Below are 26,732 nucleotides of genomic sequence, written 5' to 3' on the forward strand. Positions count from 1 at the left end.
TGGCGTCGTTCACAAAAACGTGGAACGCCACATCTCCTGTAGGAGCAAGCTTGCTCGCGATAGCCTCATCGCAATATTCAGATCAGCCAATCAATCACACTTGGCGTTGCTCGACACTTCCTTGCTCGCCAGTTTCAACTGCTTGGCCAGTTCTGCCGCGTTGGTGCTGTTGTAAACCCGGCCACCAGTGTTTTCAGCAATGCAGCGTGACGGGCCACCGGCACCGATTTTCACCACGTTGACCCGAAGGCGTGGTTGTTCCCTGGCGATTTGGCGGGACACCGCGCAAGCGTCTTTCTGGCAACCGTCCTCACCGTCGACAAACATCACGATCACGGCATCATTATTACGCCCGTCGACGGTGCTTGCAGCGTAAGCCAGGCTGTCGGCCAGCGGTGTGCCGTCGTTGGGCACCAGGCCCTGAATCCCGTTGATCAGCCGTGGCCGGTCGCCAAACTTGAACACGCCCTGGTCCGGTGTGCGTTCGCAGCCGGCGAAGGTGATGAGGCGCGTGTCGATTTTCGGGTCCAGCCCGTTGATCATGCCGGCCAGCGAGTCCTTGGCGACGTCCATGCGGCTGGGTTTGGCGAAAATCTGCATGGTGCGGTTCGGGTCCAGATACTTGTTCATCTCATTGCCGAAGAACCAGTCCTCATCGGCTTTCACGGACTTGATGTTCAAATCCATTGAACCCGAGGTGTCGAGCACCACCACGAACTGCGGTATCTCTGCGTTGGGCGCTTTTTTGCGGCACGCGAAGTTGTCCAGCGTCGGTGCCGGCGGCGGCGGCGGCGGTGGCGGTGGCGGCGGGGCGGCCACCACAGGTTTTGGCGGCGGGACCGGTTTGGGGGCGGGCACTGGTTCTGGCTCCGGAACCGGTACGGGTTCCGGTTTTGGTTCCACGACAGGCTCCGGCTCCACTACCGGCTCGGGAACGGGCTCAACCGGTTTCTCGATCGGTGTCACCACCGGGGCGACCGGTTCGACCGGGACAACTTTTTCCCGGTGCATAAACCACCAGTAAGCCCAGAGCGCCAGGAGCAACAACAGCAGTGCCAGCAACGCGGCGGCGATCCACCATCCACGGCGCGAAGGCGCCACGGCGGCCACCGGCGCCAGCGGAACCACTGGCGGCACCACCGGTTTTGGCGGACGCTGGTTCCAGCGCACCACCAAAGGCTCACCATTGAGGCTGTAGAGTTTGTCCAGCTCGGGAGCGCCGAGCAGGCTGCGCAGGTCATCCGCTTCCGTGGGCTGACCGCGCTTTTGCAGTTCGTCCGCCAACTGTCCAAGGGACGTCTGACGCACTTCATAGGTTTCCAGCAATCGCCGTTGAGCGTCCTCGTCGAGGTCGGCATAGGGCGTGGGTTGGCCACCCAGTTCGGTCCACCATTCCAGCACCTCGCCGCTGCCCATTCGCGGTATGGCGAAGAGGCTGGAGACGGTCGGCGGAAAGTGTTTCTGGATGAGGGCGACTTTGGCTTGCAGCGCACTCATCCCCTCTGGTGTGGCTTGCGCATCCCTGATGACCCGCTGCATGACGTCGATTCCTGAAAAGGCTGCAGGCCTCCGGCGGGAGGCCTGCGGGTGAAAAGTTACTCTTCGTAACCGAGGCTGAATTGCAGTTGATTGACCTTTTTCTGCAGCGCCTTCAGTTGTTCCTGCTTGGCGGCCAGGGCCGCCTTTGAAGGCTTGGCCACCGGTGCAGTCTGCGAGTCCTTGAGCTGCTGTTCGAGCCCGGCGATCTGCTTCTGCACCTGGCTTTCGTTGCCACGGCGCGCCTTCAGCGAGGTCAGCAACTTGCCCAGCGACTGGTTCAGTTCAGCCTGGGATTTCTGCTGGCTGGCCAAATCGGTTTTGGTGCTCAGTTGCTGGGCCTGAATGTTCTCGTACACCTGACGGAACATCGCGTTTTGCTGACGGGACTCGGCCAGGGCCTGTTCCTTTTGTTTGACCTGATCGCTGTAACCACCAGAGTAGTCGCAGTTCATCTTGGTCAGCATGCTGCTGTCGCGATTGGTCGCGTCGCATTCGCCCGGCTGAGTCGCGCAACCGCTCAAGGCGAGGACGGCGGTCAGGACCGCCAGCTGTCGTAGCGTCATGTGATTAACCCAGAGTGATTGCGGAGCGCTGGCTGTAGAGACCGTCGACTTCCTTCTGCAAGGCAGCGACTTTCTGGTTCATTTTCAGGATGCTCACATCCACCTGCTTCATCTCGGCGCTGGAGCCTTGGGCGCGTTCGGCATCGGCCACTTTGCTGTACTCGGTGACTTTGTTGCGCATGTTGCTGAGGTCTTTGCGCAAGATTGCGATGTTGTTGTCGATCTCGGCGATTTGCATCTGGGCTTTGGTCTTGTCGACCTTTTTGCTGGCGATGTCCTGTTTGATCTTGGCGATACGTGCCTGGTCATCCTTGATCACTTGCTGAGCGGTCTCGGTGCGGGCAATCACGTTGCGTGTGTCTTGCTCGACGTCGCTGTTCATCTTCGCCAGACGGGTGGAAGTGTCGGCGTATTCGCTGCGACGTTGATCCAGATAGTAGTTCGCGCCCATGGCCACGCCACACGCGGTAATACCGGCGGCGATGGCGCAGACGGCCTTGTTGCTGCTGTTGGACAGCGCGCAGCCGAGGATGCCGACACCAGCGCCGACGGCGCAGGCCTGGTAACCGGACTTGCTGAAGAACTCCGCGTCATTGCCCTGGGTCAGGCGCGGGTCTGCTCCGTCGCTGCCACCCAACATCGAACTGCCGGTGTTGGCGCAACCGGTCAGCAACAGGCTGCCGGCAACGACGAATGCGATCTGTAGCTTGAAGCGAGTCCAAAGGCTGCGCGACATGGTGAAACTCCTCGATGACGGTGTTGACGTGTTGTTATTGAGTGACGGTCTTGCAGCTGGTCAGCCAGGCGTCAGTGTCGATCTTCTGTTTTTGCAGGAAGGTCTTCTGATTCGCCCAGTGCGTGCGCAAGTAGGGTTTGAGGTCTTGAAGCTGTTTGTTGCGGGTAATGATTTCTTCCATCACCGGAACCTGTGCCTCGAGCAGCGGCTGACCGTACAACGTCGCCGACTCCACCAGGCTGCTGGCGTAGTAACGGCTGAGTTTGTGCAGGCGATCCTTCTGCTCGTCGAGTTTGCCCTTGCGCATGTCGCAACTGGCATCTTTGTCGGCGGCTTCGCAATTGAGCTTGTAGTTTTTCTGCAGGAAATCCACGTACTGGCCGTCGTCGAGCATCTTGGTACACAGGAACGCACCCAGATTGAGGCTGGCGCGAATCGCCTGGTCGCGGGTTTCTTCCTGCTGCTGGTTGCTGGCGCGCAGCTGGTTTTCCAGGGCCTGGAGCTTTTCCTTCAGCGCTTTGTCTTCAACACCCGAGGCCAGCGTGTTCAGCGACTGAACCGTGCCTTTGTCGGCGGATTCGGTTTCCTTGCTGCCGGTGCCGAGTTTCTTCCAGCTGTTTTCGATGCTGGCCACGCGTTCGCGAGAGGTCAGGGTCGGCGAGACCAATACCAGGCGCAGGCCGGTGGTTTTGTTTTTTACCTGGCCTTCGGCGTTGTAGTACGGCTCTTCCTTGCGCAACGCGGTGCGCAGGTCGGCCTGGGCCGTCAGGTAGTTGCCACCGCGTACGACATAGCCGCCGGCCTGGCCGTGCTGGCGATCGAGCTTATTCAGGCGAAACGGCTCGAACATCATCTCGTCGACGTTGCCGAGCATGTCGTGCAGGCCCAGCGGGTTGGGTTTTTGCAGGCCGGACAATTGCAGTTTGCCGTTGGACGACTGCGCCCCGGCGAACCACTCGTAAGCGTTGATGCCGTCGGGCATCGGGTAGCGTGTATCGCGGAATTCCGCCGCACCGACTTCCAGGCCACCGCGTGCGGCGAACTCCCACTCGACTTCCGTCGGCAAACGCAGGAAGCCCAGGGCGCCGTCTTCTTTCGGCAGCTTGCCGGCGGCATTCTTGCGCAGCCACAAGTTGTATTTGTCAGCCGCTTCGACCGCTTGCACCCAGCTCACGGACACTTGCGGGAGGCGCATCTTGGTCGCGGCGGTGGGGCAGGTTTCGTCGGTCAGGGCGGCATACTGCAACTGACTCATCTCGTACTTGGCCATCAGGTAGTAGCGGGATTTGTCGTTCTTGGCGCCGGTGAAACTGCCGGCGATAAACGTCGGTCGAGTCTGTTCGACATAGCCGTATTCCGCGCCGTCCTGACCGATGTTGATCGGGTAGTCGTCGAGCGGCCCGGCGACCGGGATGAACACTTTGCGAAACACCATCGAGCCTTCGCACGGCATCGGCAATACGACGTCGCTGGCTTCGGGCATCGGGTTGTAATACTTCTCTTCCCAGCCCGCCGCCGAGGCGTCGAGCAAGTAGCCCAGGCTCAGGGGCAACAGCAAGCCAAAACGTTTATAGCTCACGCAGACTCTCCGCAGGTTGGATGCTGATGGCGCGCACGGCGCCGATCACGGCCACCAGTGCAGCGACCAGAAAGGTCAGGAGCAGGGCGGCGAGGCCATGCCAGATTGTGATGTGGCAAACAAAGGTGCCGGTGGCCTGGCTGCTGCCGAGCAAGTAATCGAACAGATGACTGCCGACCGCATAAAACCCCAATCCGCCGAGGTACCCGGCGAGGCTCAGCAGCAGTGCTTGCAGGACCACGAAACCGCCGACCGCCGTGCGCTTGAAACCCAGCAGGCGCAAGACCGCAAGGCTTTTGCGCTTGCGGTCGATGTTGGCCAGGAAGGCGCCGACCATCGACGCCACGCAACCGATCAATGCCGCCAGGGCGATCACCCCGAAAATCAGTCCCAGCACATGGTTGATGGCTTTGACGTTGTCGATGTCCGCCAGACGGCTCGAGGTTTCGATGTGTTGTTCGTTGAGCCAGCGCTCCAGCGGCGCCACTTGGTCGATGTCGTGTGCATAGACGCGAGCGCGGGCATACAGCGGTTGCAGATCACCCAGAGGCTTGCCGGTGGTGATGCCGAACGCACTGACCTGATAGCCATCGCGAAAGCGCTCCAGGTCCAGCAGCAACGGCGGGGCGACAAACCCGGCGGCGCGGCCGAAACGGGCGCCATCGAGAATCGCCAGCACGGTCAATGTCATTTCGCCGCGCTCATTCACGCCTTCCAGACGGCGCAGCACGCGCAGTTGCACGCGATCGCCGACCTTGGCCTGCAAGCGTTGCGCGGCGCGGGCACTGAGGATCACTTGATCGCCGGTGGGGTTGAGTTGTGGCAGGTTCAGTTGCGGGTCGCCGGGTTCGGTGGCGATGATTTCCGCGCCTTCGACGAAGCGTTGCATGCCGATCAGCAAATCCGCCTGGGTGTTGAGCGAGCGGGTCTGGCCGAGGGCAAAACCGGTCTCGGGACGCTGGCGCAGACGCTCGATCCAGGCACTGTCGTAGTTACCATTGCTGAGCATCTTCACTTCGAGGTTACGCGGGTCGCGCAGCAGTTCGTCCTGCAACTGGCTGACCACCCCGTGCTTGAGGCCGAACAGCAGCAGCAACGGCGCGATCACCGCCACCAATGACGCGGCGATGCACAGTGACACCTTGCGGTCATGCCACAGGTCTTGCAGGGCCAGCGTGCCCAGCAAGTGCAGTCGATCAGTCCATCGGTTCAAACAGAGTCTCCCCCTGACGGCTGATAGCGCCGAGTCGCGGCAAGCCGAAATCCTTCAACAAGGCCCAGTCATGGGACACCACGAGCGCACTCAGGCCCATGCTCGACACCAGGCTCAGCAGCAATTCAAACAGGCGCCGGGCGCTGTGCGGGTCGAGCGCGGCGGTCGGTTCGTCAGCCAACAGCAGCAGCGGTTCATGGGCAATAGCGCGAACGCAGGCCACGCGCTGACGCTCACCGATCGACAACGCCTGCGGGTGTTTATCCAGCAATCCTTGCAGCCGTAAGACTTCAACCGCGTGGTCGACGTGCGCACTGTGCGCCGGCATGCCGAGCAAGCGGCGTGGCAGGCTGATGTTGTCGCGCACACTGAGAAACGGCAGCAGGCCGCCGTTTTGCAAAATGAACCCCAGGTGTCGCGAGCGGACTGCAGCCAAGGCTGGTTGATTATCCGTGGCTAGCAATTGGGCGATGTCTTGACCCTGTGCTGCGCCCAGGCGAAAGCGTCCAAGCTCGACCGGCGCCAGCAGCAGGCCGATGGCCTCAAGCAATGTGCTTTTGCCGCTACCGCTCTCGCCGGTAATGGCGAGGATTTCCCCGCCGCCGACCTGCAAGTGCGGCAGGCGCACGTGATGGGCCAGCGCGCCTTCACCACGGCGCACCAGCAGGTTCCTGATATCGAGCATGGGCGTCTCGTTAAGGCATCATTTCCAGAGGCACCGGGTACACGTTGTCCCGCGCATCGCTGTCCTTGGCTAACGCCACCCAACGGTCGACGTCAGCGTTGTAACGCTGGTAGTGCCGCAGTTTGGTGTTGAGCGTACGGATGAATTTCTCCTGCGCCAGGCCGTCCCAACTCTTCCAGGTCTCTTCATCCAGGTTCAGCACTTCGCTCTGGTACGGCAGGTCTTCGATGTACTCGCCGAGCACACCCATGTCTGCCAATTTGGCGTTGCCGTTCTGCTTGAGCTGGTTCGGATCAGCGCCCATGGTCGCGGCCACCGAGCGCAAGCGGTCGAACATTTCCGTCGGCGAAATCAGGCCTTCGTTGGCGGCGTCGAGAATCTTCTTCATCACGTCGCTCAAGTCGCTGAGCTGGGATTTGGTCAGCAGCACCCGCACGTCGGTGGTCGGGATGTTCTGCTTGATCAGGTCACGGTCGGTGATCCACGCCTTGAACACCGGCGGGGCCTTGCTGTTGGTCTTCTCGCCCAGATAGGCCAGTTGCATGGCGTGGCCGATCAGTGCGGCGTCCTCGAGCATTTTCTTCTCGGCCGGGTCCTGCTTGGCGTTCACCGCGCTGCCGATGGCGTCTTCACCCATGTAGGCGGCTTTCACCTGCGTCGTGATCGCGGCGGCCAGTGTGTCGACCTTGCGCCCGAACTCCTGCACATCACCCGCATTCACCGGGTAGTACAGCGAGGTGTTGGTGCCCGGGTAAGTCGACAGGTTCTGGTACTGCGCCTCGGCCTTGGCGTGATCCTTGATGCCGGCCGGGGTCTTCAGGTGCAAGGTGTAAATCGCCACGCCCGGGTTGGCCGCTTCAATGCGCACCTGTGCAGCGCTCAAACCGGTCTTCGACAGTTTGTCGTCACCTTCGATGGCGCCGGCGTCGGTGATCAACACCACGTAGCGCGCCCCGAACTGGCTCCAGTCGACCTTGTCGATGCTCTCCATGACGCCGGCAAAGGCATCCTCATCGAAGCTGCTGCTCGACACTTTGGCCTGTTTGAGGTCGGCAATCTTGGCGAAAAAGTCGGCGCTGTCTTTCACCTTGGTAGGGTCGGCGTACATCTTGGTGGTGTATTCCAGGCCCGGTACCGCCTGGGTATTGGAACGGAAAGCCACCATGCCGAACTTGACCTGCTTGCCAAGGTTCTGCGATTCGATCTGCTGATAAACCTTGCGGATCGCTTCGCGGGTACGGTCGATGTACGGGTCCATCGAAATCGTCGAGTCAATGACAAACACCACCGCCGCGCTGAATTCCTTCAGTTGGCTGGCGGCCTTGTCTTCGGCCTCTTTGCCGCCAGACGCATTTTTGCCGGTCGCGCCCTTGGTGTCTTTTTCGTCGGGCTTGCTGACCGATGCGACATTGAGCAGGCGCGTGCGGAAACCGGCTTCGGTCATGACTTCTTCGCCGCTGAGCACGGGCAGCAGGTAGAACTGCTTTTGCAGGTCGACGAAGTATTCCGGTTCTTCGGCCAGTACGCCGGGTGCTGGCTTGCCCTTTTTCAGCGTGGCGCGCAGTGGGGCGACTTTGCTCACCGGGTCCGGCGCATCGAGAATGCCTTCGACCGTGGCGCGTTCCTTGAAGAACAGCAGTCGGTCACGGTTGGCTGGGTTGGTGAACGCCAGGGTCAGCTGCATTTTCCAGTCGGTGGTGCAGCTCGCAGGCAGCCAGCCAATGGTTTTGCCGTAACTGTCGGGGCCGACTTTCAGCCACTCGGCGTTCGCCGCCTGGGCGCGTTCGTACACGTAGAAACGGCTGAACACCGGTTGCTCCTCGCCTGCCGCACCGCCCGCCGTCGAGCTGATCTTGCAGCCCGGGGTGGTCAGCACGCGTTGGAACAAGGTCTTTTTACCGGCCTGGATCAGCGGTTTGTCATCAGCCTGGGACAACGGGCTGATGCACAGCGCCAACAGCGCGGCGCTGCTCAGCAGGAAACGACTCACGGGCGAACGCATCACTTCTGCAACTCCTCGAAACGCTGCTTGGCTTCGGCGTTGTTCGGGTCCTGGGTGAGGATCGTTTCGTACCAGTAGGCGGCGGTGGCGTTGTCCGCGACCGGGAAGCACTTGCTGGCCTTCAGGTATTTCGGGTCGTATTCGCGGGCATAGGCATTGGCAATCAGCGCGTCACCGGCCTGGGCACGGTTGGCGTACAGACGCTGGGCGACGCCGCAGTGTTCGCCGGCCTTGGCTTCGTTGATGATTTCCAGCAGCTTGGCGCTGTCGGGTGCCGCCTTGATGCAGGTCTGGACGAAGGTCAGCTCGGGCAGGCTGTTCATGCTTTCCAGAGTGCAGGCTTGTGCGTCGGCACCGGCAGGTGCGGCCGCCGTGACCGTCGGGGCAGGCGCCGGCGTGCGTTTGTAGAACCAGAACCCGGCCGCTGCCACCAGTAGCAATACCAGCACAAGTGCGAGACCCAGCAGGCCTTTGTTGCTCTTCTTCGCCGGTGGCGGAGCAGGTGTGTATTCGCGTTCGTTGGGCACCGATTCCAGTTCGATTTCTGGCTCGGCGGTGGGCAAGGTCAATTCCGGCAGTTCCGGGATTTCCGGGATCTCAGGTGCCGGTGCAGCTGGCGCGGTCAAATCTGCGCCGCCATACGTCGAGCGCGTCTGGCCACCCGCCGTGGACGGCAACAGCCCGACGCCTGGCCGGACCACGCCTTTGTCGGCATGTCCCAGGCTTTGTTCGCGCAGTTCGATCTGGAATTGCGAGTTGGCGCTGCCTTCCAGCAGCGGGTCGACCACTTCCGGGCCGACCTGGGCTTCAAGGGCATCGCCACTGGCGGCGAGATTGAAGCGCGAAACCTTGAACCAGAACGGGTTGTTGCTCCAGGCCTGTTGGTCCTGGAGGTAGAAACCGTCCTGGTTACGTTGAATGGAGAATTCCAGCTGTTCTTCACCACCCTGCCATTTCTTCACGGTAAGGCAGGCCCGGCCAGGCACATTGGGCTCTAAGGCGAGCAGGTCGACACGAATTGGCATTGCTTATCTCGCTGCGAAGGCTGTGAGCACGTGGCCCAGCCGTTCGTTCTGTTCAGGGGTGATTTCGCGACCGGCACCATGGCCGGCGTTGTCCTGCGTGATACAGGCCAGGCCCGAAAGCCAGTCGCCGAGATACCGTTGCGCCTGGTTCGCCGGTTGCGGCGGCAGCTCCGGCACCTGTCCCGGACCGATGTCGGTATAGAACGAGAACAAGGGCGCTTTGGCACCGGTCCGGCTAGGTGGGCGCTCGCTCACGGGTTTCTGGAGGTAGCCGAACCAGGACACGAAATCGCGCAGCACGCGTTGTACTTCCAGTACTTGGCGCTCGACCAGTTGATCGCGACGGGCACCGCTCTGGGCACGCTTGAGGACGGCGCGGCTCAGTTGCCCCGGCAAGTCCTGGCGATAACCGGCAGTGATCAGCTCGTCGACCACCGCTTCGAGCAAGGCTTTTTCAAGCCCCAGCAGGTTGAGCAGGCTTTGCCGGGTGGTCAGTTCGCGCAAGTGCGCGACCCAGGCCTTGAAGGCCGCTTTGGCAAAACGGTGTTCGTTGCTTTGCAGTTCCGGGACCGGCGTGTGGGGCTTGCTGCTGGCCGGTGTGCTGTCGGGGCTGGCGTCATCGCCGAAATCGAAATCAAAACCGGCGTCGTTGCCGTACAGGCTCTGGCTCGGTGTCAGGGCGACCGGTTCATCGCTGATCGCTGGCTCGTCATCGGTTTCGTACACGCCGCTGAGGTACAGGTCACGCACCTCTTCGCTCGGCATGTCGAGCTGATCGATGAGTTCGCCCAGCACCGCCGGACGTCGGCCCAGCCCCGTCAGAATCATCTGCGCCTGGGCTTTCTTGGCAGCGGCGGCGCCGTCACCGTCGGCGTGATACCAGGTGCTCAGACCATGCGTGGTCAGGCCTTCAAGGCATTCGTCCAACTGCTCGCGGATGCGCTGCAGTTTGAATTCGATATTGGCCACGCCCTTGAAACTGCCGCTGAAGTGACTGATGCCACCGTCATCGTTGCGCAGCATTTCTTTCCAGGTATTGGCGGGATTGTTGACGTGTTTGCACACCAGCGCATTGCTCGCAAAGCTGGTGCCCAGGGCATCGACGCGTTCCTGGTAACTGGCGTTGATCCCGGTTTCGGCGCCGCTGGCGTCCTGGACGATGAACGCCGCGTCCATGCGCGGTTTGCGCACCAGGAAGGTGTTCTGGAACGGCGTGCCGGCCCAGTCGTTCATCCAGCTCAGGCTGCCGAAACGCTCCAGCATGGTCAGCTTGACCATGCCGTTCCAGCTCTCGTCGTACTGATCGGGCGTCAGGCTCAGGGAGTTGGTGATGCGCAAGTCGAGCATGGTCAATGCCCAGATCAGACCGGTGTCGCGTTTGCTGCGAGCGGCCGAATCGGCGCCCTGGGTTTTTTCGATCCAGCGTGTCAGCACCGGGCCGACGTCGTTGACGTCGCTCTGTTTTGTCGAGCCGGTGCACACCACCAGCGCGTTCATTTCCTGGTTGTCGGTGTAGCGTTCAAACAGGTACGCAACCTTGCCGCGCAGAATCAGCTGCGAGACGGAGTTGTCCTTGGTGGCGGACTCTGGGTCGCTGGAGTTGGCGATCTCGTGCAGCTTCTTGCGTCCGCGATAGCCGGGGAAATCGAGCAGGTCGACCTGGTTGACGATGTCATCGGCCGGGGCTTCGACCAGGCAGAACGTCATTTCCGCCGTAAGTGCCGCCAGTTGCGCGACGGGAATCCCCTGGCTGTTTTGCAGGCGACCGTCGATGCGTGGGCGCACGTCGATCGGCAAGTCCCGCGGGCTGCCGAAGCGCTCGAGGATGTCGACGTTCATGATGCTGTCGCGCTGGCTGTAAGTGTCGTTTTCGAAACTCACCAAGGCCGTCAAAGGCGCGAATACAGTTTCGGGCAGTCCCAGCTTGTGCAGCGCGCCGGCCAGTTGTTGATACACGCGCGTCAGCTCGCTTTGCTCACCCCAAAGAATGGCGAACAGCTCGGCACGTTCCTGGAAGTTCAGGCGTGGCGCGAGCTGCAAGGCTTTCGGCCAATACAGGTGCTCGAGTTTTTTCACCGAGTTACGGAAGTTGTCACGCAGGTAGTCCCACAGCGACACCAGGTCGTCGGCGCTGACACCCGGCTGCATCGGCCCGGTCTCGCGTCCTTCGAACGGCTTGAGGGCTCGCTGGATGCGTTCTTCGTCAATCTCGTAGGAGATCCGTTCAAGGTCGAAATCCTTGAACCAGGAGTTGGCGAGAATCTTCGCCAGCTCGATTTCCTTGAACAGCGTCAGTTCCACCGGGAAATCCGGGTCCTGGCTCGGTGTGGCCCGCCGGCTGAAGCGCGTCACCAGGCCGGTGGCTTCCTTGCCGCCACCCACCGGGTTGATGTGCTTGATGAAGTCCAGGCGCTGGCCGCCGAAATCGGTTTCCAGTTTGCCGTTCTTCCCGGCCGCGAGGGCCGAGATCAGGTAGGACTTGCCCGCCTGGGACAAACCGAAAAAGCCGATGGTCATCGGCGTGCAGGCCACGCGACCGAGGCTGTGGGCCAGGTTGCGGGCGCGATGCAGGCGGATGTTCAGGTTGTCGGCTTCGCTGTCCAGACGAGGCGCGTTGACACGGGTCTGGCCAATCCATTCCAGCGCCTGACCGGCACCTTCATAAACAGCGGCCCAACGGGTAGAGAGCTGATGTTGATCGGGGGTCAGGTCATTCATTTGCGTTTCACACTTCCACTGTCGAGCCAGTACTTGGTCTCGCTCAGGCCGGCGTCGAGCATGGTGTTGAGTTCCAGCTCGAGGTCGCTGCGCGGGTTGAAGTTGACGTTGCTGCAGTTGGATTCGATGTCGCGTACCGAGAGGCGGTCGCTGACCAGATCCTGCTTGCGTGTGTACTTGTCCGCCGGTTTGACCTCGAAGCGCACCTTGAGCAGCGGCGCGCTGCCGTTTTCACCGATCGCACGGGAGAACTTCTCCCGACCGGCCTTGGTGAAACGCAAGGTGTACAGCGGCGAAGCGGCCCAGCGGTCGGCGGCCAACTGACGGAAACCGAGGCGCAGATCGCCGCGCATTTCCAGCTGAGGCGTGTCGGCGTCGTCGCCCGTGCCGATTTCCGGCAGTTTGATCTTGTAGTCTTCGGACTGAATGTCGCGGTACAGCACGTCGGCATCCTTGATCACGTTGTTCAGGTCGATAACGCCGATGTTTTTGACCGTCGAATACGGTTTGAGTGCCGAAGAGCGGAAGTAGAAGTTCGGCACACTGTGGTTGGCGCACAACAGGCACAGCATCGCGCCGACCGAAGCGGTGCTTTTCGGGTCGTCGATGCGGCCGTTCTTGTGGAACGGGTACCAGCCGCCGGTGCGGTAATTCTGCAACGCCAGGATGCGCCCCGGTGGCAGCGGCAAGACCTTGCGGATGAACGCCTGGATGCCGGGCAGGCGCGAAGGGCGGCCGGTCAGCAGCAGGACGTCGCACGGGTAATGCGCGACCACTTCACACAGCGCACCGAGGATCTTGGTGATGTTGATCTGATCGTTGAGGAATGCGGCATGGAGCTTTTGCAGGTCGAAGCTGATCAACGATTCGTACAGGTCGAAGGCGCTTTGGCCGCCGACATCACGACGCACGGCGGCGTTGACGTAGTCGAGCACGGTCTGGCTGATCGCGTTGTCGCCCAGCAATTGACGGTAAGTCCGGGTGCTCACTTCCTGCTGGTCTTGCGGGTCGTAATGCTCGTAGGCCTTGAGCAGCGCCAGGCCCAGCGGGGCGAATACCTGAAGGTTCAGTTGCTGGCGCAGGATCATGTCCTGGGCGCTGACCGATTCATCGCCACACAGCCGCGACATCAGCGAGACGGGCGATTTGACGCCTGAGATCTGCAAGGCTTTTTCGAAGCTCGGCAGGACGAAGTCCTGAATCACGTCCAGCAGAATGTCGTCGCCGGCCACTTTGAAGCCATCGCGAAAACGCTGCTCGGGCACGATGTGCACGTTGCTGCCGCTGCCGGTGTTGCCAGCGCGGTCGAGGCGATAGTCGGTGATCACCAGGTCGGTGGTGCCACCGCCGATGTCGATGGTCGCCAGGGTGATGCGTTCACGGTCGGTTTTGTCCGGCCGGGCGAGGGTGTCGAAAAACTCTTCCGGGTGCCCGGCGAAGTTCTCGTTGACCTCGGTGTACAGGTACACCAACTGGCCGCAGGAGGCTTCGTCCCATTCGACGCGGATGCTCGGGATCGGCGTGCGCGGGCTGACGGCCTGGTCCTGATGCGGGTCTTCCTCGCCGGCATGCCAGCCGAGGCTTTTCCACACCAGGCCGATGGCTTGCTGCATGCGTTCGTTGAGGATGCTGCGCTCGGCCTGCGGCATGCCCGGCGGCACGGTCAGGGTGATGCTGTTGAGCTGGCGCGGCACACGGGTGTGACCCTGGCGCGAGCGCTGGGCCGGGCTGTTGATTTGCGACAGCGCCTGGGCCAGGACCTCGGCGAGCATGAACGTCATCAGCGAGCTGCGCGAATAACGCGGCATGAACACTGGCAGACGATCGTCTTCTTCAAGACTGTAAAGCGCTTCGCCGGTTTCATTGATCAGGTGCGAGAACGGTGCGGCAGTGGCGTACGGCTCGCTGTCGGTCTTGATGTACGAACAGTTGAAGCGCCAGCCGTGGCCGTAGGCATTTTCGTCCCACAGGTAACGTTTCGGGCTGGACAGGCCGGTCGAGCCTTCGGTGCCGCGGCGACGGCTGGCCAGGCGGCTGGCCTCATTGCCGACGCGGGCAATCGTCGCCCACTGGAACGCATCATGCCGGCCGCTTTTGACCGAACAGTGGTCCTTGCCGAAATACGCCTGAGCGAATTCCACACGACTTTCGAACGGCTGATTGTAGGTGTGCTCTGGGGTGATCAGGTCACGCAGTTCCAGCACGTAATTCTGCTTCAGCCCCGAGCCGGCCTGGCCGTGGTTCTCGATCAGAATGCCGCAGGTGCGCGAGTTGCCGACGTCCAGCACCAGATCCACCGGGATCGGTTTGACCAGGCCATTGCTGTCGTTGGCCACCACTTTGAGTTCAGGAATCTCGACTTTCGGCCGGGCAGTCGACTGTTCCGCCGCCGATGGCTTGCTTAGCAGACTCAGCAAGTTGAGGTAGTGCGCCAGGTGATAGTTGGCGCGGATGTCGGTGTCCAGCTCTGCGCGCGAGCGGTGGGCATTGCCCTCGTTGAACACTTCGAGCAGCCATTCGTTGACCCACGGCTGGGCCAGGAACCAGCGGGTTTCGCTGGCCTTGGTCGCCAATTTGAAGGACACGCCGGAGCTGATGTCTTCTTCGTTCGGCGCCAGGTAAGCAGTGCCGTCACGCTTGGGCATCACGCGGCTGTCGAACGCCATCGTCAGGCGATGGGTGTTGCCGTCGATGTCGGGCGTCGCCAGTCTCACCAGGCGCATGCGCGACCAGTTGCTCGGGCCTTCGTCGAAACGATGTGGCGGCATGAAGCGGAAAAACGGCGTCGGCAGCCAGACACCGTCCAGCAGTTCGAGGCTGCTTTTCATGTCGACGCTGAACGCCGGTTTGGCCTTTTCGACCTTTTCTGGCTCCGGCTCGTAGAAAAAGAAGTCTTTCTCTTCGTTGTATGACAGGCGGCAGATCAACCCGCTGATCATCGGTGCGAACTCGCCCGCCGGTTCTTTGCGAGGGTCCAGGCGCAGGGCGAAATCCATGAACTGGATACCGGTGTCGCTGACGAGCGTGACGGTGTCTTCGAATTGGGTGACTTCAGGCAACATGTCGGGTTATTCCGTTCTTATTCGCCCATTTGCCGCATGGACATGGGGAATTGATCTTTTCCGTAACCGCCGGTGCAGTCCGCGACTGTGGTCGCTCCTTTGCGGCAATTGACCTTGGGCATGTCGTAAGTGCTGCCATCGGCGCACACGGCCTGGCCCTGGCTGTCGATGGCCAGGCTGCCGCCCTTCATAGTAGCGCTCACCGGCCCGGTGCATTTCGTGCCGTCGGCCTGGTGTACGGTGACTTCGCCCTTACCGTCCTTGAGCTGGTATTCCAGACGCAGCGGTTTGCCGGTCCGGCGGTCCTGAATACCGGCGCCGGCGCGGAACTGACCGTCGAGGAACTTGGCGGCACCGTCAGCGGCGTCTGGTGGAATGCTCAGGGGAGGGCCGGGTTTTGCGGCGGCGGATTTTTCGGCCTCGGGCGATGTGATATCCGGCGGCGCGGTTTTGTTTTCAGGCGGGGTGGCGGGCGATTCGGTTGCCGGGTCTGTGGCTGAGTCTTTGGCCAGGTCGGCCGGCGCTGCATCTGCCTCGTTGCCCTCGACCGCCGGCGCTTCCACTCCATGGGGTCCGGTCACGGCGGTACCGGTGCCGGTTCCAGTGGTAGAGCCTACAACGGTGCCCGTCACCGGAACGCCGTTCAGCGTCGTGGCATTGCCGGTCAGTTGCGGTTCTTCCAGCTGTTTTTCCACCGGCACGATGCCCTCAGGCAGCAGGTCTACCGCCACCAACGGAATCGGCACGCAACCACGCAGACCAAGCAACAGCCACAAAAGCAGTAGCAGGAACGGCAGCAGCAACAGCCACCACCAGCGACGCCACCACGGACGAGCAACCACCGGCACGACGGGCGCAACGACAGGCGCGGCTTCGACCACCGGGGGCAGCGTAAACGCGGGCGGAACCTGATAGAGGCAGTGCAGGGGATCGCGATTGCCGGTACCGGCATGCTCGAAACCCCAAAAGGTCAGCACCGGCTTGCCTTGCACCAGGTAGACGAAGTTCTCATCGGGGAAATGAATCACGCGCTTGAGCAGCTTGCCGAACACGGCTTTGTCGCCTTGCTGCTGTTCGCCGGATTCCGTGCCCAGGAAACGCTGGCTCAATTCCTCGAGCGCGGTTTTCAGCGCTTCAAGTTGGCGGCGGGCAGGAGCGCGTTCTTCTTCGGTCGCACTGCTCCACGGGATCACATCGCCGTCGAGGCCGCTGTACCAATCGATCTGATTACCGAGTTCATCGCTTTGAGGAATGGCCAGGTGATCGACCATCTCGGGGTTCTTGCGGCGAATCGCTTCGCGCAATTGCAGAGCCGCCCGGTAGACCGGTTGACCTGTTTCGCCCAGGGCTGTGAATGACCCGCTCTTACCGCTGCGTAATAGTGCCCCGCGCATCCAAACTCCATATGATTCTTCGCGCAAATGACGGGCGGAAATGCCCGTGCTTGCTCCTGCAATTAGCTGGTGACCTTAATGTCATAATGATGTCGCCGTCAATCTGGCGGCCAGCCAAAACCGCATGAGATTAGCGTAAGAGAGCGGGTGTTGCTTGAGGTCAATGTGTATTGGCCGACGAACGCTCGGGTGAGTGCATTTTTAATCTTGCTGAATCGTTTCATCAGCGCTATAAAAAATGCACAACTCCAAGAAAGGCTTACCCCATGACCCCGCTCAAATTCGTCGTGACTCTCGGCGTCCTCACTGCTGCCTCCCACGCCATGGCTTGGGATTACGTGCTGCTCGACACCGACAAGGCGGCGCAGAACTGGCAGATCACCAGCCAGCAACTCGGCGTGAAAACCGACAAACCTTTCTCCGTGACCTTGCGCACCTTGCACGGTGGTCGGCAGGAGGGTGTCAGCATCGTCGACATCGATAACGGCACAATGAAACTCTCGGTGGTGCCGACTCGCGGGATGAACGTTTTGCAGGCATCGGTCGGCAATGTGCGCATGGGCTGGGATTCGCCGGTCAAGGATGTGGTCAATCCGTCCTTCATTGAGCTTAACGGTCGCGGCGGACTCGGCTGGCTCGAAGGTTTCAATGAGCTGGTCACCCGTTGCGGCTACGAATGGGTCGGCCACCCTGGCGTCGATAACGGCGAACTGCTGACCTTGCATGGCCGTGCTGCCAACATTCCGGCCAGCACAGTCACGCTGCACATCGACGAAAAACCGCCTTATGCCATCAGCCTGCGCGGCGAACTGAAGGAACAGGCCTTCAAGAAAGTCGACTTCTCGGTGATCACCGAGCTGGTCACCGAGCCCGGCAGCGCAGCGTTCGCTCTCAACGATACCCTGATCAACAATGGCGACTATCCGAAGGAATATCAGGCGCTGTACCACAGTAACTTCAGCACGCCATTCCTGGAGCAGGGCGCGCGTTTCGTTGCACCGGTCAAACAGGTGTCGCCGTTCAACGACAAAGCCAAAGGCGATCTGCCGGACTGGCAGACTTACCGCGCGCCGACCAAGGACTACGACGAAACGGTTTACAACGTGGTGCCGTATGGCGACGCCAAGGGGGACACGTTGACGGTGTTGCATAACAAAGCAGGTAGCCTGGGCGTTTCGGTCGGCTTTAACACTCAAACGCTGCCCGTGTTTTCGCTGTGGAAAAACACCGATACCCAAGGCCAGGGCTATGTCACCGGTCTCGAGCCGGGGACCAGCTTTTCCTATAACCGGCGCTATCAGCGGCCGCTGGGGCTGGTGCCGACGATTGCGCCGAAGGAGCACAAGCAGTTTCAGATCAGTTACAGCTTGTTGGCGGACAAGGGCGCTGTGGACCAGGCGCTGAAGCGGGTGAGTGACATTCAGGACGGGCGGGAAACCGAGGTTCGGCAGACGCCGTTGGTGGATCTGACGAAGGAGTGATTTCATCAGCTGGAGGTTGGCCGGTACTGCAGCGCTTCAGCCAGATGACCACGGGTGATGCCATCGACCTGCTCAAGGTCTGCGAGGGTTCGAGCGACCTTGAGCAATCGATGCGCAGACCTCAATGACAGGGTCAGTCGTTCGCACGCTGTTTCCAGCCAGGTTTCGTCGATTGTGGATAACGTGCAGTGTTTGCGCAGGCCCGGCAGATCAAGGAAAGCGTTCGCACAGCCTTGGCGTTTGTGTTGCCGCTCTCTGGCGTCGGCGACCAGCAACGCGGCGGTGGCGGTGTCATCGCCGGGTTTGAGTGCAGGATTCAGCGCCGTGGCTTCCCGGGCGACCGTCAGGTGCAGGTCGATGCGGTCCAGCAGTGGCCCCGACAGTTTGTTGCGGTAGCGCTGGACCATGTCCGGTGTGCAGCTGCATTTGCCGCTGGGCTCGCCAAGATATCCACAGGGGCACGGGTTCATCGCCGCCACCAATTGAAAACGGGCCGGAAACCTCACGCGATCCTTGGCGCGGGAAATCACGATGTGCCCGGACTCCAGCGGTTCTCGCAAAACCTCCAGTACCTTGCGGTCGAACTCCGGCAGTTCATCGAGGAATAGAACGCCATGGTGGGCGAGGGTGATTTCGCCGGGTTGCGGTTTCGAGCCGCTGTAGGCTTTCGAAATAGATGAGAAATGGCTACGCTACAGGCGTCTATGGGCCATCAAAACCTTCTGAAATTACTGAGAAGACTGTCGGTAATAAATGAGACCAAAAAGAAAATGATTGGAAATAGATGCGACCAGATTAAGCCGGTTCGGAAGATCAAACCGACCCGCCGTAGCATTTCAGGAGTGATGGCTTTCAAAGGGCTCGGTGGCGTTGCTTTCGAATCGTCGTTGGAACGGGACTTTCTGAAGCGTATGCGCTTCTCTCATCAGGTTGAGTCGGTTATCTCCCAACCGGTGGAGGTTCCCTTCACCGACTCCCTAGACCGTCCGCAGATCTACACGCCCGATTACCTTGTTTTCTATCACCAGCGGCACCTGCCCTACTTTGGCGAGCTGCGGCCGCTGCTTGTTGAGGTAAAGCCGAGGGAGCAATGGGTAGAGAAATGGCGAGACTGGGCAGGTAAATGGAAGGAGGCCCGCCGGTTGGCCCGTACCCAAGGGTGGCAGTTTCGCATTTACGACGAGTCGCGGATTCGAGGCCTTCCGCTCGAAAATATTGTGTTCCTGGAACGTTTCGAGCGAATGATTTTTGAACAGGGTGACATCGATGCAGTGCTGAATACGCTGCGTGAGATGGAAGTCGCTCCTGTGCACTACCTTTTGGCGCGGCACTTCAACGGTATTTTCCGCGATCGGGGTGTATCGCTGCTGTGGCACCTGATCGCCACGCGCCAGGTCGACTGCGACATCACCGAACCTCTGAACTATGACCTCGAACTCTGGGTGCCCGATCATGAAGCTGTATGAAGACGACACCAGCGAGCACCTGGTTCCGTTTGAGCCCGTTCGGTCTCGCGTTGCCATTGAAGTCGGTGCAATGGTGCGTAGAGACAAGCAGGTCTACCGAATTGTTCAGATCCTGGATCTACAAACGGTGATCGCGACCGAGGTCGAGACAGGTCGCAGTGCGGCCCTTCAGATTCTGGATCTCAGGGCTGTGGATCCGGAGAAACTGGACGGCCTGTACGTTAACTACGATATCAGCAGCATCAGCTCGGATGCCTGGGCTATTGCGCAAAAGCGCTACTCCGCCATCCTACCGTTGCTGGGCAATACGGTTTTGTCCAAAGAGTCTGTCGCGGCGCGTGCGAAGGCGACCGGAATCAGCACGGCAACCCTTTACCGTTGGCTGGATCGCTACAATCGATGGAATGAGGTTTTGGCTCTTGTGCCGCGCAAACGAGGTTGGCGCGAAGGCAGTACTCGCCTCTCTGTTGAAGGAGAAAAACTCGTTCAAGAGGTGCTGGATGATTACTACCTGACTGAGCAACGGTACACGGTTCAGTCCACGATTTCGGAGATTGGACGCAGAGCGCGAGCGCTAGACATTCAGCCTCCGGGTGCATCCGCTATCAGGGCCCGGATCCGACAGATTCCCGAGGTGGTGAAGCTTCGTCGGCGCGGGTATGCCGAGCAGGCGAACAATCGACACACGCCTTCAGTCGGTCAGTTTCCAGACGAAGGCTATCCCCTAGCCGTTGTGCAGATCGACCATACCCCGGTCAATCTCATTGTGGTGGACGAACGCCATCGCAAGCCAATTGGTCGGCCATGGCTCACCCTAGCCATCGACATCTACTCCTGCATGATCGTTGGCTATTACTTGGCGTTCGAGTCGCCTTCCGAGACATCTGTGGCGATGTGCATCGCACATTCGATTTTGCCCAAGGAAGCCTGGCTGGCTGCCCACGACATCCGTGGAGAGTGGCCGGTATGGGGTTTCCCGCGAACGATTCACACTGACAATGGTGCAGACTTCAGGGCGCAGAACATCGTAGATTCCTGTAAGAACTACGGGATAGACAGCGTCTTCCGACCATCCAAAGTTCCAAAATACGGTGGTCGAATCGAGCGGGTGCTTGGCACTTTCATGAGAATGGTGCACGAGTTGCCGGGTACAACATTTAGTAACCCTCAGGAGCGGGAGGGTTACGATTCGGATGCTAAAGCCGTTCTCACAATGGCGGAATTCGATGTATGGCTGGTTCGGTCAATTCTGAAGTACCACCAGACCTACCATAAAAAGATTCACATGAGCCCTGCTCGCAAGTGGCAGTTGGCGTTCTTCGGCAATCGGGAGGTTGATCCTCTGGTCAGTGTGCCGGCGCGACCGACCGATCCCTTGGCGGTTCAATTGGATTTTCTGCCGTCCGTTCGCAGGACTGTGCAGACGTACGGTGTGCAGTGGGATCTGTTCTACTACTCCGAGGCGCTGCGTCATTGGATCAATCAAAAGGATCCCGCGACCGGAAAGGCACTCAAGCTGCTCTTCAGGCGGGATCCGAGGGATGTCAGCGTCATTTGGTTCTACGACCCTGTTCTGAAGCAATACTTCCGAGTGCCAGCCTCATACCAAGCGTTCCCTGCGGTGACCCTCTGGGAGTATCACGCTGCCAAGGACAAAGCTGTAAGCGAAGGGCGCGAGAACATAGACGATGCATTGATCGCCGAGTACGCCGTCGAAAACCGAAAGCTTGTCGAAGAGGCGTCCGCGACCAGCAAGAAAGCCCGCAAAGATGCCCAAAAGAGTCGTACTCACGGGAAGAAGGGTACGCCGGCGCAACCGACAAAGCCCGTTGCGAAGTTGGTACTGGATCCCTTACAGGAGGATTCTGACCTACTTATGCTTTCGGAGGTGGAATCAACAGGTGAAGTCGAATGAGCACATACGAACACATTCATCCTGATTTTCGGCCAGTGTTGCAGCTGAGTGATCGGGATCGGATCCTTTTCATGGGAGAGGAGCGTTGGATCGGGTATGCATCGGCTCGCACTGTCTTGGACACGCTCAATGACCTGATCGTCATGCCCAAGCGAGCTCGCATGCCTAATCTGCTGATTGTGGGCGACTCCAACAACGGCAAGACGACCATCATCAGGCGATTCCAGAAAACACATGGTGAAGGGTATGTCGACGAAAATGATGATCCGGTCCGCCCCTTGATTCTCGCGGAGGCACCTTCGGCTGCTGACGAGAAGGCGCTGTATGTGGCTTTGTTGGAGCAGCTATGGATGCCTTACAGGATCACGGATACCAAGTTGGCATTGCGTTACCAGGTGATTCATTCCTTCCGTGAGCTCAGGGTCAGAATGCTGATCATTGATGAGTTTCATTCGTTGCTGACGGGCTCTGCGATCAAGCAGCGTGAGGTGATGAACGCCTTGAAGTCGCTCTGTAATGAACTGGTGATACCGATCATTGGCGTCGGCACAACGGATGCCGTTCGTATCCTTCATCATGACCCACAACATGCCAGTCGCTTCGATGTCATCAAGCTCGATCAGTGGAAGCTCGATCCCGAATTCCAGCGCTTGCTCAAAGGGTTTGAGTCGATACTGCCGCTGAAGAAGCCCTCTGGGTTGGCACATCCAGATAAGGCCCGACGTATACACGCAATTTCCGGCGGAAACTTGGGGAATGTGCACCGGCTTCTGATGGAGTGTGCGAAGCAGGCCATAGCTTCCGGTAAGGAGTGCATTGACATAGAACTCATCGAGAGCATGTCATGGTTACGTCCTACTCGTGGCATCCGGGAGCAGGCCCTGTAAACCCGATCTGGCCCCTCACTAAACCGCTGCTCGCCGACGAGCTTCTGACTTCCTGGATTGTCAGGATGGCACTTGCTCACGGCTGCTCCTCCGCAGCGTTGACCGCAATCACATGGCCTGGCTTTAGAGCTTGGGCAAGTGATCTGGATCGATCTGTGGCAGAGAGCAGGCTTGCGGTTCTTAGCAGGCTGTCGGGTGTACCTTACGCGAGTCTGCAGTCCGCTACCCTTGGGCGTGCGATGTCCTCGATCGTGCGTTGGCCGGACAGACTGCCGTGCGGGAATTGGCCTTGGCTAACGGTGCTGGGTTGCAGAGGGGGGCATCATAGCGGGGGCCTACAATGCTGCCCGGATTGCATTGCGCAATCCAACTCGCGGTATTGCATTCAATGGCGCCTGGCCTGGCATACCTGCTGCCCTATCCATGGGATAAAGCTTGTTGATCGGTGTGGACGTTGTCTGGCTCCTCTGCAGCCGGAACTTCTGAGAGCCGGTGCCTCGCTGAGCGACTGCCATAGGTGCGGTGCTTCACTAAGCGGCGGAGATCGGAGCGCTGCTGCAGAGGCTGCTCTGGCTTTCCAGAGGTACGTGGACGAAAGCATTGGCCTTCGGCCCATGTACGGAACATCGTCTCTCGATTTTCGCGATTGGTTGACCGTTGCACGAACCATGGTGAGCTTTGCCCAAGCAGCAGTACGTCGACATAGCGTTGCTGCTGGGCGATTCTTCGAATCACTGGGCATATTGCCTGAGTCTCTCCAGCCGATTCCGTTGGGGTTGCCTCTTGAATACCTCTCCCCCGCTGATCGCTCTGTGCTGCTCAGTATCGCGTGGGTAATAATGTCGGCTGGGCCAGAAAAATTTATCGAAGCGGCGCGACATGAGTTGCTTCCAGCCTCGACTCTGCACTTTTCCCCCAATAGTGCGCCTCCAGTTCTGCTGGATTTGGTCGCAGCACTCCAGTCGCCTAGGCATCACTTGGTAAGTGGTGTTGGCCGTCAACATCCCAGTAGCCCCGCGCAGACGCTGCGTATGTGGCTGCGACTGAAACGAAAGGTCAGACGACGTGGCATCCGTTGAACATTTGGATCGCTGTGAATGCGACGGCTGCGGCCGTGTCGTAGCGCAGCCTAAAAGGGTTTACCAAGAAAAGCGCTATTGCGGGAACTGCTATCCACGACTCTTCAAGCGTCGACTCTGTTCGGGCTGCGGCAATTTCTCCAGGCTCCCGACATTTGATAAGGCCGCGCGCTGCAGCGCCTGCTTAAGGAGTGGGCCATGCGCCCGATGCAACAAAGTCGATTTCAAAGTCGGGCGTATCACCCCCTATGGGCCTGTGTGCAAACCCTGCGCAGTGCACTTTCGTGAGCCAGCAATCTGCGAATCCTGCGGGACGCATTCACAGCGAACAGCGAGGAACACGCTGACTGGCAAATTGCTCTGCCCAAAATGCAGTGGTCCTGCTGCCGAGACATGCCCTGACTGCCGGCGACATCGCGTACTGATTGCGGGATCTGATGGTCGCCGGCGCTGCAAGGTCTGCATCACAGCAGGTGTGCATGCGTGTGTGACTTGTGGTGTCAGTACACCAGCCGGGCGTGGCGAAGAATGTGAGCAATGCTATTGGGAGAGAACCTTCCACAAGCGCTTGGCAATTAACGTTGCCGGATTGAGCGTTCAATCCATGGCGCAGCGGTTTCAGCGATTCGGAAGTTGGGCTTTGATTGAGCTTGGGCCCAAGGCGGGAGCCTTGAAGATCAACACTTATTACGAGTTCTTCAAAGAGCTCGAAAACGTCTGGCAGGATGTGCCTCCGTACGTTCAACTGCTGCGGCATTTCTCGGCTGAAGGATTGCGCCGTGCCCGCGTTCCGATGCGTTGGCTGAGCGAGCTCGACGGTTTGATGGTATGCGCGCAGGTCCGCGAAACAGATTCTGAGCAGCGACGTGTGCAGGGCATCATGGAGCAACCCCGAGAACCCTGGCCCCAGCAATTGATTGTTGGTTATTACCGCATGCTGCAAAGCCGCTTGGCGGCCGGTGACATTAGCCTAAGATCAACCAGGCTCGCCTTACGATCTGCCTCTGATTTGCTGGGATACTCGCGGCTGAAGGCCGCCGCCATGGTTGACCAGAAAGCGCTCGATAGTTATTGGCGTAAGTCGCCGGGGACGGTGGCAAGTGTCACCGGGTTCATCGGGTACTTGAACAAGGTTTACAGCGCGGGACTGAACTCTCGTCCGGATGCGAATTGGGCAAGACAACAGAAACTAGCGAAACGCGAGCGAGAGCTTGTCGAGTTGTTGCCACAACGCGATGAGACAAGTGATTTTGAGTCTCGATGGATTGTTAAGGCCTTGGCCTATTTTCATGGTCTCGGCAGGATCAGTCGCAAGGCACTCGTCTATGTTCCGGCAACGTATCAGGGGACTGCAGGATTCAACATTGAATGTCCACAAGGGGTGCTGTGGGTGCCATCAGCGGGCACCTATGAGCGAACCATCGTCGATTAAAGGGTAATCCATGGACTTAGCCATCTCTCAGCATTCTACCTGACCATCATGCAGCGCGGCCGCAGCCTGCGGAGAGTGTCCCGTCGCGGTAAGTCATCTATGACTCCAGAGTCCGGGTAGTTATCTAGCACTGCCGTAGTTGCATGATCGCGTCTGCAATCGCTTTTGAATTTACATCCAGGGTTTCCATAGCTGCCACTGCATTGGCTGCAACAATCTCTACACCATTCTCAGAAAGCCACTTGGTGATTTCTTCGATCGCCGCGCCTAGTGCGTGCTGGTTGTGCAGAAGCAGTGTCAGAGCATCAGCCGTGGCGATCTTGCAGTCTGAGTAGTCAGTCATGACGGTCGTCCTTGGAAAGAGCTTCCGGAAGCCTAGTTCATCTCGCCGGCTACAGCGGGACGCTTCTCTAGGGAGTCGGTAGAGCTCCAAGATTAGACAAGCGCTAGATCAAGCTCACCGAATTTGTTGATGAGGATGTTCCGGTAAAGAATTTCCTTGTCATGTTTGCCATGGTTAAAGGTGACGTATTCTTCTGGGTACAGCTTCTTGAGTTTGCTGAACACCCCTCTGTAGCCGGGAATCCTTCGGCATAGCTCGTTGACGAAATGCTTGAATGCCTCTTCATTTCTGCTGAACGTCATCAACAGTCCTGCAGATCCCGGAGGGATTTGACCTTCTTTCCCGTCCTTTCGCTGAATCTCGAAGCAAAAGAAATTGCCCTTGGTCGTCTTGATGCGGACGATCAATATTCCCCGCCGCAGTCCGGCGCTTCGGTCGAGATACAGCCAGGATCGAACATCTGATGGAAGCTCCTCTTCGTTTTCGACCACGAGCTCAACGACACCGAGTGGCGGCTTACTGCTGAATCGTGCCACGGGCGTGTACCAGTCAACGCGCAGGATCTTTTCCGGATTGTCAGCGGCGATTGATTTGAGTGCATTCCAGATGTCCATAAAAAAGCCTTGAGTTTCCAGCGCCACGTCAGGTGCTGTCTCATGCTCTGCATCCGACACGGTCTCAAGCTTGCCGACGTTCTTTCCACTTCCGGTGCCAGTACCAGCAGAGACTCCATCTGCCTCAGGTGGTGCTGGGCCAAGTGGACTTTTATTGGCTTTCACGACAGATTTTGATTTCTTCACTGGCCGTTTTTCGCCAAGCACTTTGAAGGGCGCGGCTTTCGCCTCATAAATTTCGGCATGCCGATCGGGCTCGATCGTGGAACGTTCCTGGAGGAACTCTTCGAGGGCAGCGCTTTTGATCGGGCGCGGCAGCACGATTCTTCCCAGGCCATCCAAGCCTTCGCTGCTGTCGAACTTCAGCTTTTGAAATTCAACTTCAGGACCTTTGGGCATGCTTGTTCCTATCAGATCCAAGCACAAAAAAGTTTTCCCGCCATTCAGCCATTTGCCCCGACCGAGGATCTCACCATGACCTTCGAACCATGGTTCGCATTTGAGAAGCATTGGCTTGCCCGGTGCTTGGGACATGAATTGCGAATTCACCCTTTTTACAACGCTAGCCGTGTGCGGGTCGTAGAGAATATGAGCCAGGAACACTGCGTCGAAGAAGCGCATTCTCGGGCCCGGGCGAACTAGCCAAACGGGCAGATTACGTTCTGCTTTTGGGTTTTGATAAAGAACATTAAAAACATCGTTCCAACGCAAATTAGCAAGGGCCCTGCAGATCTCCATGTTTCTGGCATAGGCACGTACGAAGTACTCTGTGCAGGGGATCAGTAGATTTTTACCATCACCCAACGAGAAGTCGAGAAGCTTGCAAGCATCTTCGTTTCCCTTGAGTAACGGATACTCGTCATCTGAGAAAAGTTTCCCTTGATCCTCGGCGATGAGCTCTCTGTGTAGTGGTCAACTAATCCCGGACACGACGTTAAGTTTTTTCTCGGCCTGAGCTGGGGCCAGTCCGTTGTTGAATTGGTGCGGTCTAATCCAGTT

At 59.2% G+C, this 26,732-nt stretch carries 19 protein-coding genes and 1 pseudogene; 6 read left to right on the forward strand and 14 right to left on the reverse strand.

Going from position 1 to position 26,732, the window contains the following annotated elements; genetic code table 11:
- Positions 1 to 90: 90 nt before the first annotated feature.
- Genes FBY04_RS21990 through FBY04_RS22040 form a run of 11 tightly spaced genes read right to left on the reverse strand, consistent with a single transcriptional unit; the run spans position 91 to position 16,516 of the window.
- Positions 91 to 1,539: a VWA domain-containing protein gene (locus FBY04_RS21990; protein WP_145316849.1), complete on the reverse strand. Its 1,449-nt coding sequence runs from the start codon at positions 1,537 to 1,539 to the stop codon at positions 91 to 93.
- 56 nt (positions 1,540 to 1,595) lie between these two features.
- Positions 1,596 to 2,102, reverse strand: a complete 507-nt coding sequence (locus FBY04_RS21995; protein WP_084317792.1) for a hypothetical protein — start codon at positions 2,100 to 2,102, stop codon at positions 1,596 to 1,598.
- Between the two features lie 4 nt (positions 2,103 to 2,106).
- Positions 2,107 to 2,838 carry a hypothetical protein gene (locus FBY04_RS22000; RefSeq protein WP_084317793.1) on the reverse strand — a complete coding sequence of 244 codons (732 nt, stop codon included), beginning with the start codon at positions 2,836 to 2,838 and terminating at the stop codon, positions 2,107 to 2,109.
- Between the two features lie 34 nt (positions 2,839 to 2,872).
- Positions 2,873 to 4,417 (reverse strand): SUMF1/EgtB/PvdO family nonheme iron enzyme, encoded by a 1,545-nt coding sequence (locus FBY04_RS22005; protein ID WP_084317794.1) that lies wholly within the window; start codon positions 4,415 to 4,417, stop codon positions 2,873 to 2,875.
- Entirely contained in the window at positions 4,407 to 5,630 is a 1,224-nt protein-coding gene (locus FBY04_RS22010) for an ABC transporter permease (RefSeq protein WP_084317795.1), read from the reverse strand. The genes FBY04_RS22005 and FBY04_RS22010 overlap by 11 nt, the downstream gene beginning before the upstream one ends.
- The gene (locus tag FBY04_RS22015; protein WP_084317796.1) at positions 5,614 to 6,315 is read right to left on the reverse strand and encodes an ABC transporter ATP-binding protein; all 702 of its coding nucleotides are present in this window, start codon (positions 6,313 to 6,315) and stop codon (positions 5,614 to 5,616) included. The genes FBY04_RS22010 and FBY04_RS22015 overlap by 17 nt, the downstream gene beginning before the upstream one ends.
- A 10-nt stretch (positions 6,316 to 6,325) precedes the next feature.
- The gene (locus FBY04_RS22020) at positions 6,326 to 8,317 is read right to left on the reverse strand and encodes a vWA domain-containing protein (RefSeq protein ID WP_084317797.1); all 1,992 of its coding nucleotides are present in this window, start codon (positions 8,315 to 8,317) and stop codon (positions 6,326 to 6,328) included.
- Complete coding sequence (locus FBY04_RS22025) at positions 8,317 to 9,342, reverse strand: hypothetical protein (protein ID WP_145316851.1); 1,026 nt, start codon at positions 9,340 to 9,342, stop codon at positions 8,317 to 8,319. The genes FBY04_RS22020 and FBY04_RS22025 overlap by 1 nt, the downstream gene beginning before the upstream one ends.
- Before the next feature lie 3 nt (positions 9,343 to 9,345).
- Positions 9,346 to 12,060: a putative virulence factor gene (locus FBY04_RS22030; RefSeq protein WP_145316853.1), complete on the reverse strand. Its 2,715-nt coding sequence runs from the start codon at positions 12,058 to 12,060 to the stop codon at positions 9,346 to 9,348.
- Positions 12,057 to 15,122, reverse strand: coding sequence for a virulence factor SrfB (locus tag FBY04_RS22035; RefSeq protein WP_084317800.1), 3,066 nt, complete (start codon positions 15,120 to 15,122; stop codon positions 12,057 to 12,059). The genes FBY04_RS22030 and FBY04_RS22035 overlap by 4 nt, the downstream gene beginning before the upstream one ends.
- A 17-nt stretch (positions 15,123 to 15,139) precedes the next feature.
- Positions 15,140 to 16,516, reverse strand: a complete 1,377-nt coding sequence (locus tag FBY04_RS22040; protein WP_145316855.1) for an SrfA family protein — start codon at positions 16,514 to 16,516, stop codon at positions 15,140 to 15,142.
- Between the two features lie 266 nt (positions 16,517 to 16,782).
- On the opposite strand from FBY04_RS22040, the gene FBY04_RS22045 reads away from it, so the two are divergent.
- Positions 16,783 to 17,997, forward strand: a complete 1,215-nt coding sequence (locus tag FBY04_RS22045; RefSeq protein WP_084317802.1) for an aldose 1-epimerase family protein — start codon at positions 16,783 to 16,785, stop codon at positions 17,995 to 17,997.
- 5 nt (positions 17,998 to 18,002) lie between these two features.
- Here the strand turns inward: FBY04_RS22045 and FBY04_RS22050 are convergent.
- A pseudogene (locus tag FBY04_RS22050) lies at positions 18,003 to 18,653 on the reverse strand (ATP-binding protein); the annotation flags it as partial.
- 255 nt (positions 18,654 to 18,908) lie between these two features.
- Here FBY04_RS22050 and FBY04_RS22055 point away from each other — a divergent pair.
- The 5 genes from FBY04_RS22055 to FBY04_RS32410 all read left to right on the forward strand — a co-directional run bounded on the left by FBY04_RS22055 (position 18,909) and on the right by FBY04_RS32410 (position 24,776).
- Positions 18,909 to 19,463 carry a TnsA endonuclease N-terminal domain-containing protein gene (locus FBY04_RS22055; RefSeq protein ID WP_178118312.1) on the forward strand — a complete coding sequence of 185 codons (555 nt, stop codon included), beginning with the start codon at positions 18,909 to 18,911 and terminating at the stop codon, positions 19,461 to 19,463.
- Entirely contained in the window at positions 19,450 to 21,378 is a 1,929-nt protein-coding gene (locus tag FBY04_RS22060) for a Mu transposase C-terminal domain-containing protein (protein ID WP_145316857.1), read from the forward strand. Before FBY04_RS22055 ends, FBY04_RS22060 begins: the two co-directional genes overlap by 14 nt.
- A complete protein-coding gene (locus tag FBY04_RS22065) occupies positions 21,375 to 22,265 on the forward strand; it encodes a TniB family NTP-binding protein (RefSeq protein ID WP_145316859.1) in 891 nt (296 codons plus the stop codon). The genes FBY04_RS22060 and FBY04_RS22065 overlap by 4 nt, the downstream gene beginning before the upstream one ends.
- Complete coding sequence (locus FBY04_RS33315) at positions 22,223 to 23,344, forward strand: TniQ family protein (protein WP_145316861.1); 1,122 nt, start codon at positions 22,223 to 22,225, stop codon at positions 23,342 to 23,344. Before FBY04_RS22065 ends, FBY04_RS33315 begins: the two co-directional genes overlap by 43 nt.
- Before the next feature lie 670 nt (positions 23,345 to 24,014).
- Positions 24,015 to 24,776, forward strand: coding sequence for a hypothetical protein (locus FBY04_RS32410; RefSeq protein ID WP_178118310.1), 762 nt, complete (start codon positions 24,015 to 24,017; stop codon positions 24,774 to 24,776).
- 124 nt (positions 24,777 to 24,900) lie between these two features.
- Here FBY04_RS32410 and FBY04_RS22080 read toward each other — a convergent pair whose 3' ends face one another.
- Positions 24,901 to 25,119, reverse strand: a complete 219-nt coding sequence (locus tag FBY04_RS22080) for a hypothetical protein (protein ID WP_145316866.1) — start codon at positions 25,117 to 25,119, stop codon at positions 24,901 to 24,903.
- A gap of 92 nt (positions 25,120 to 25,211) precedes the next feature.
- The gene (locus FBY04_RS22085; RefSeq protein WP_256667114.1) at positions 25,212 to 26,354 is read right to left on the reverse strand and encodes a hypothetical protein; all 1,143 of its coding nucleotides are present in this window, start codon (positions 26,352 to 26,354) and stop codon (positions 25,212 to 25,214) included.
- Positions 26,355 to 26,732 lie beyond the last annotated feature (378 nt).

Source organism: Pseudomonas sp. SJZ080 (genome assembly GCF_007828295.1).
Lineage (GTDB): Bacteria > Pseudomonadota > Gammaproteobacteria > Pseudomonadales > Pseudomonadaceae > Aquipseudomonas > Aquipseudomonas migulae_A.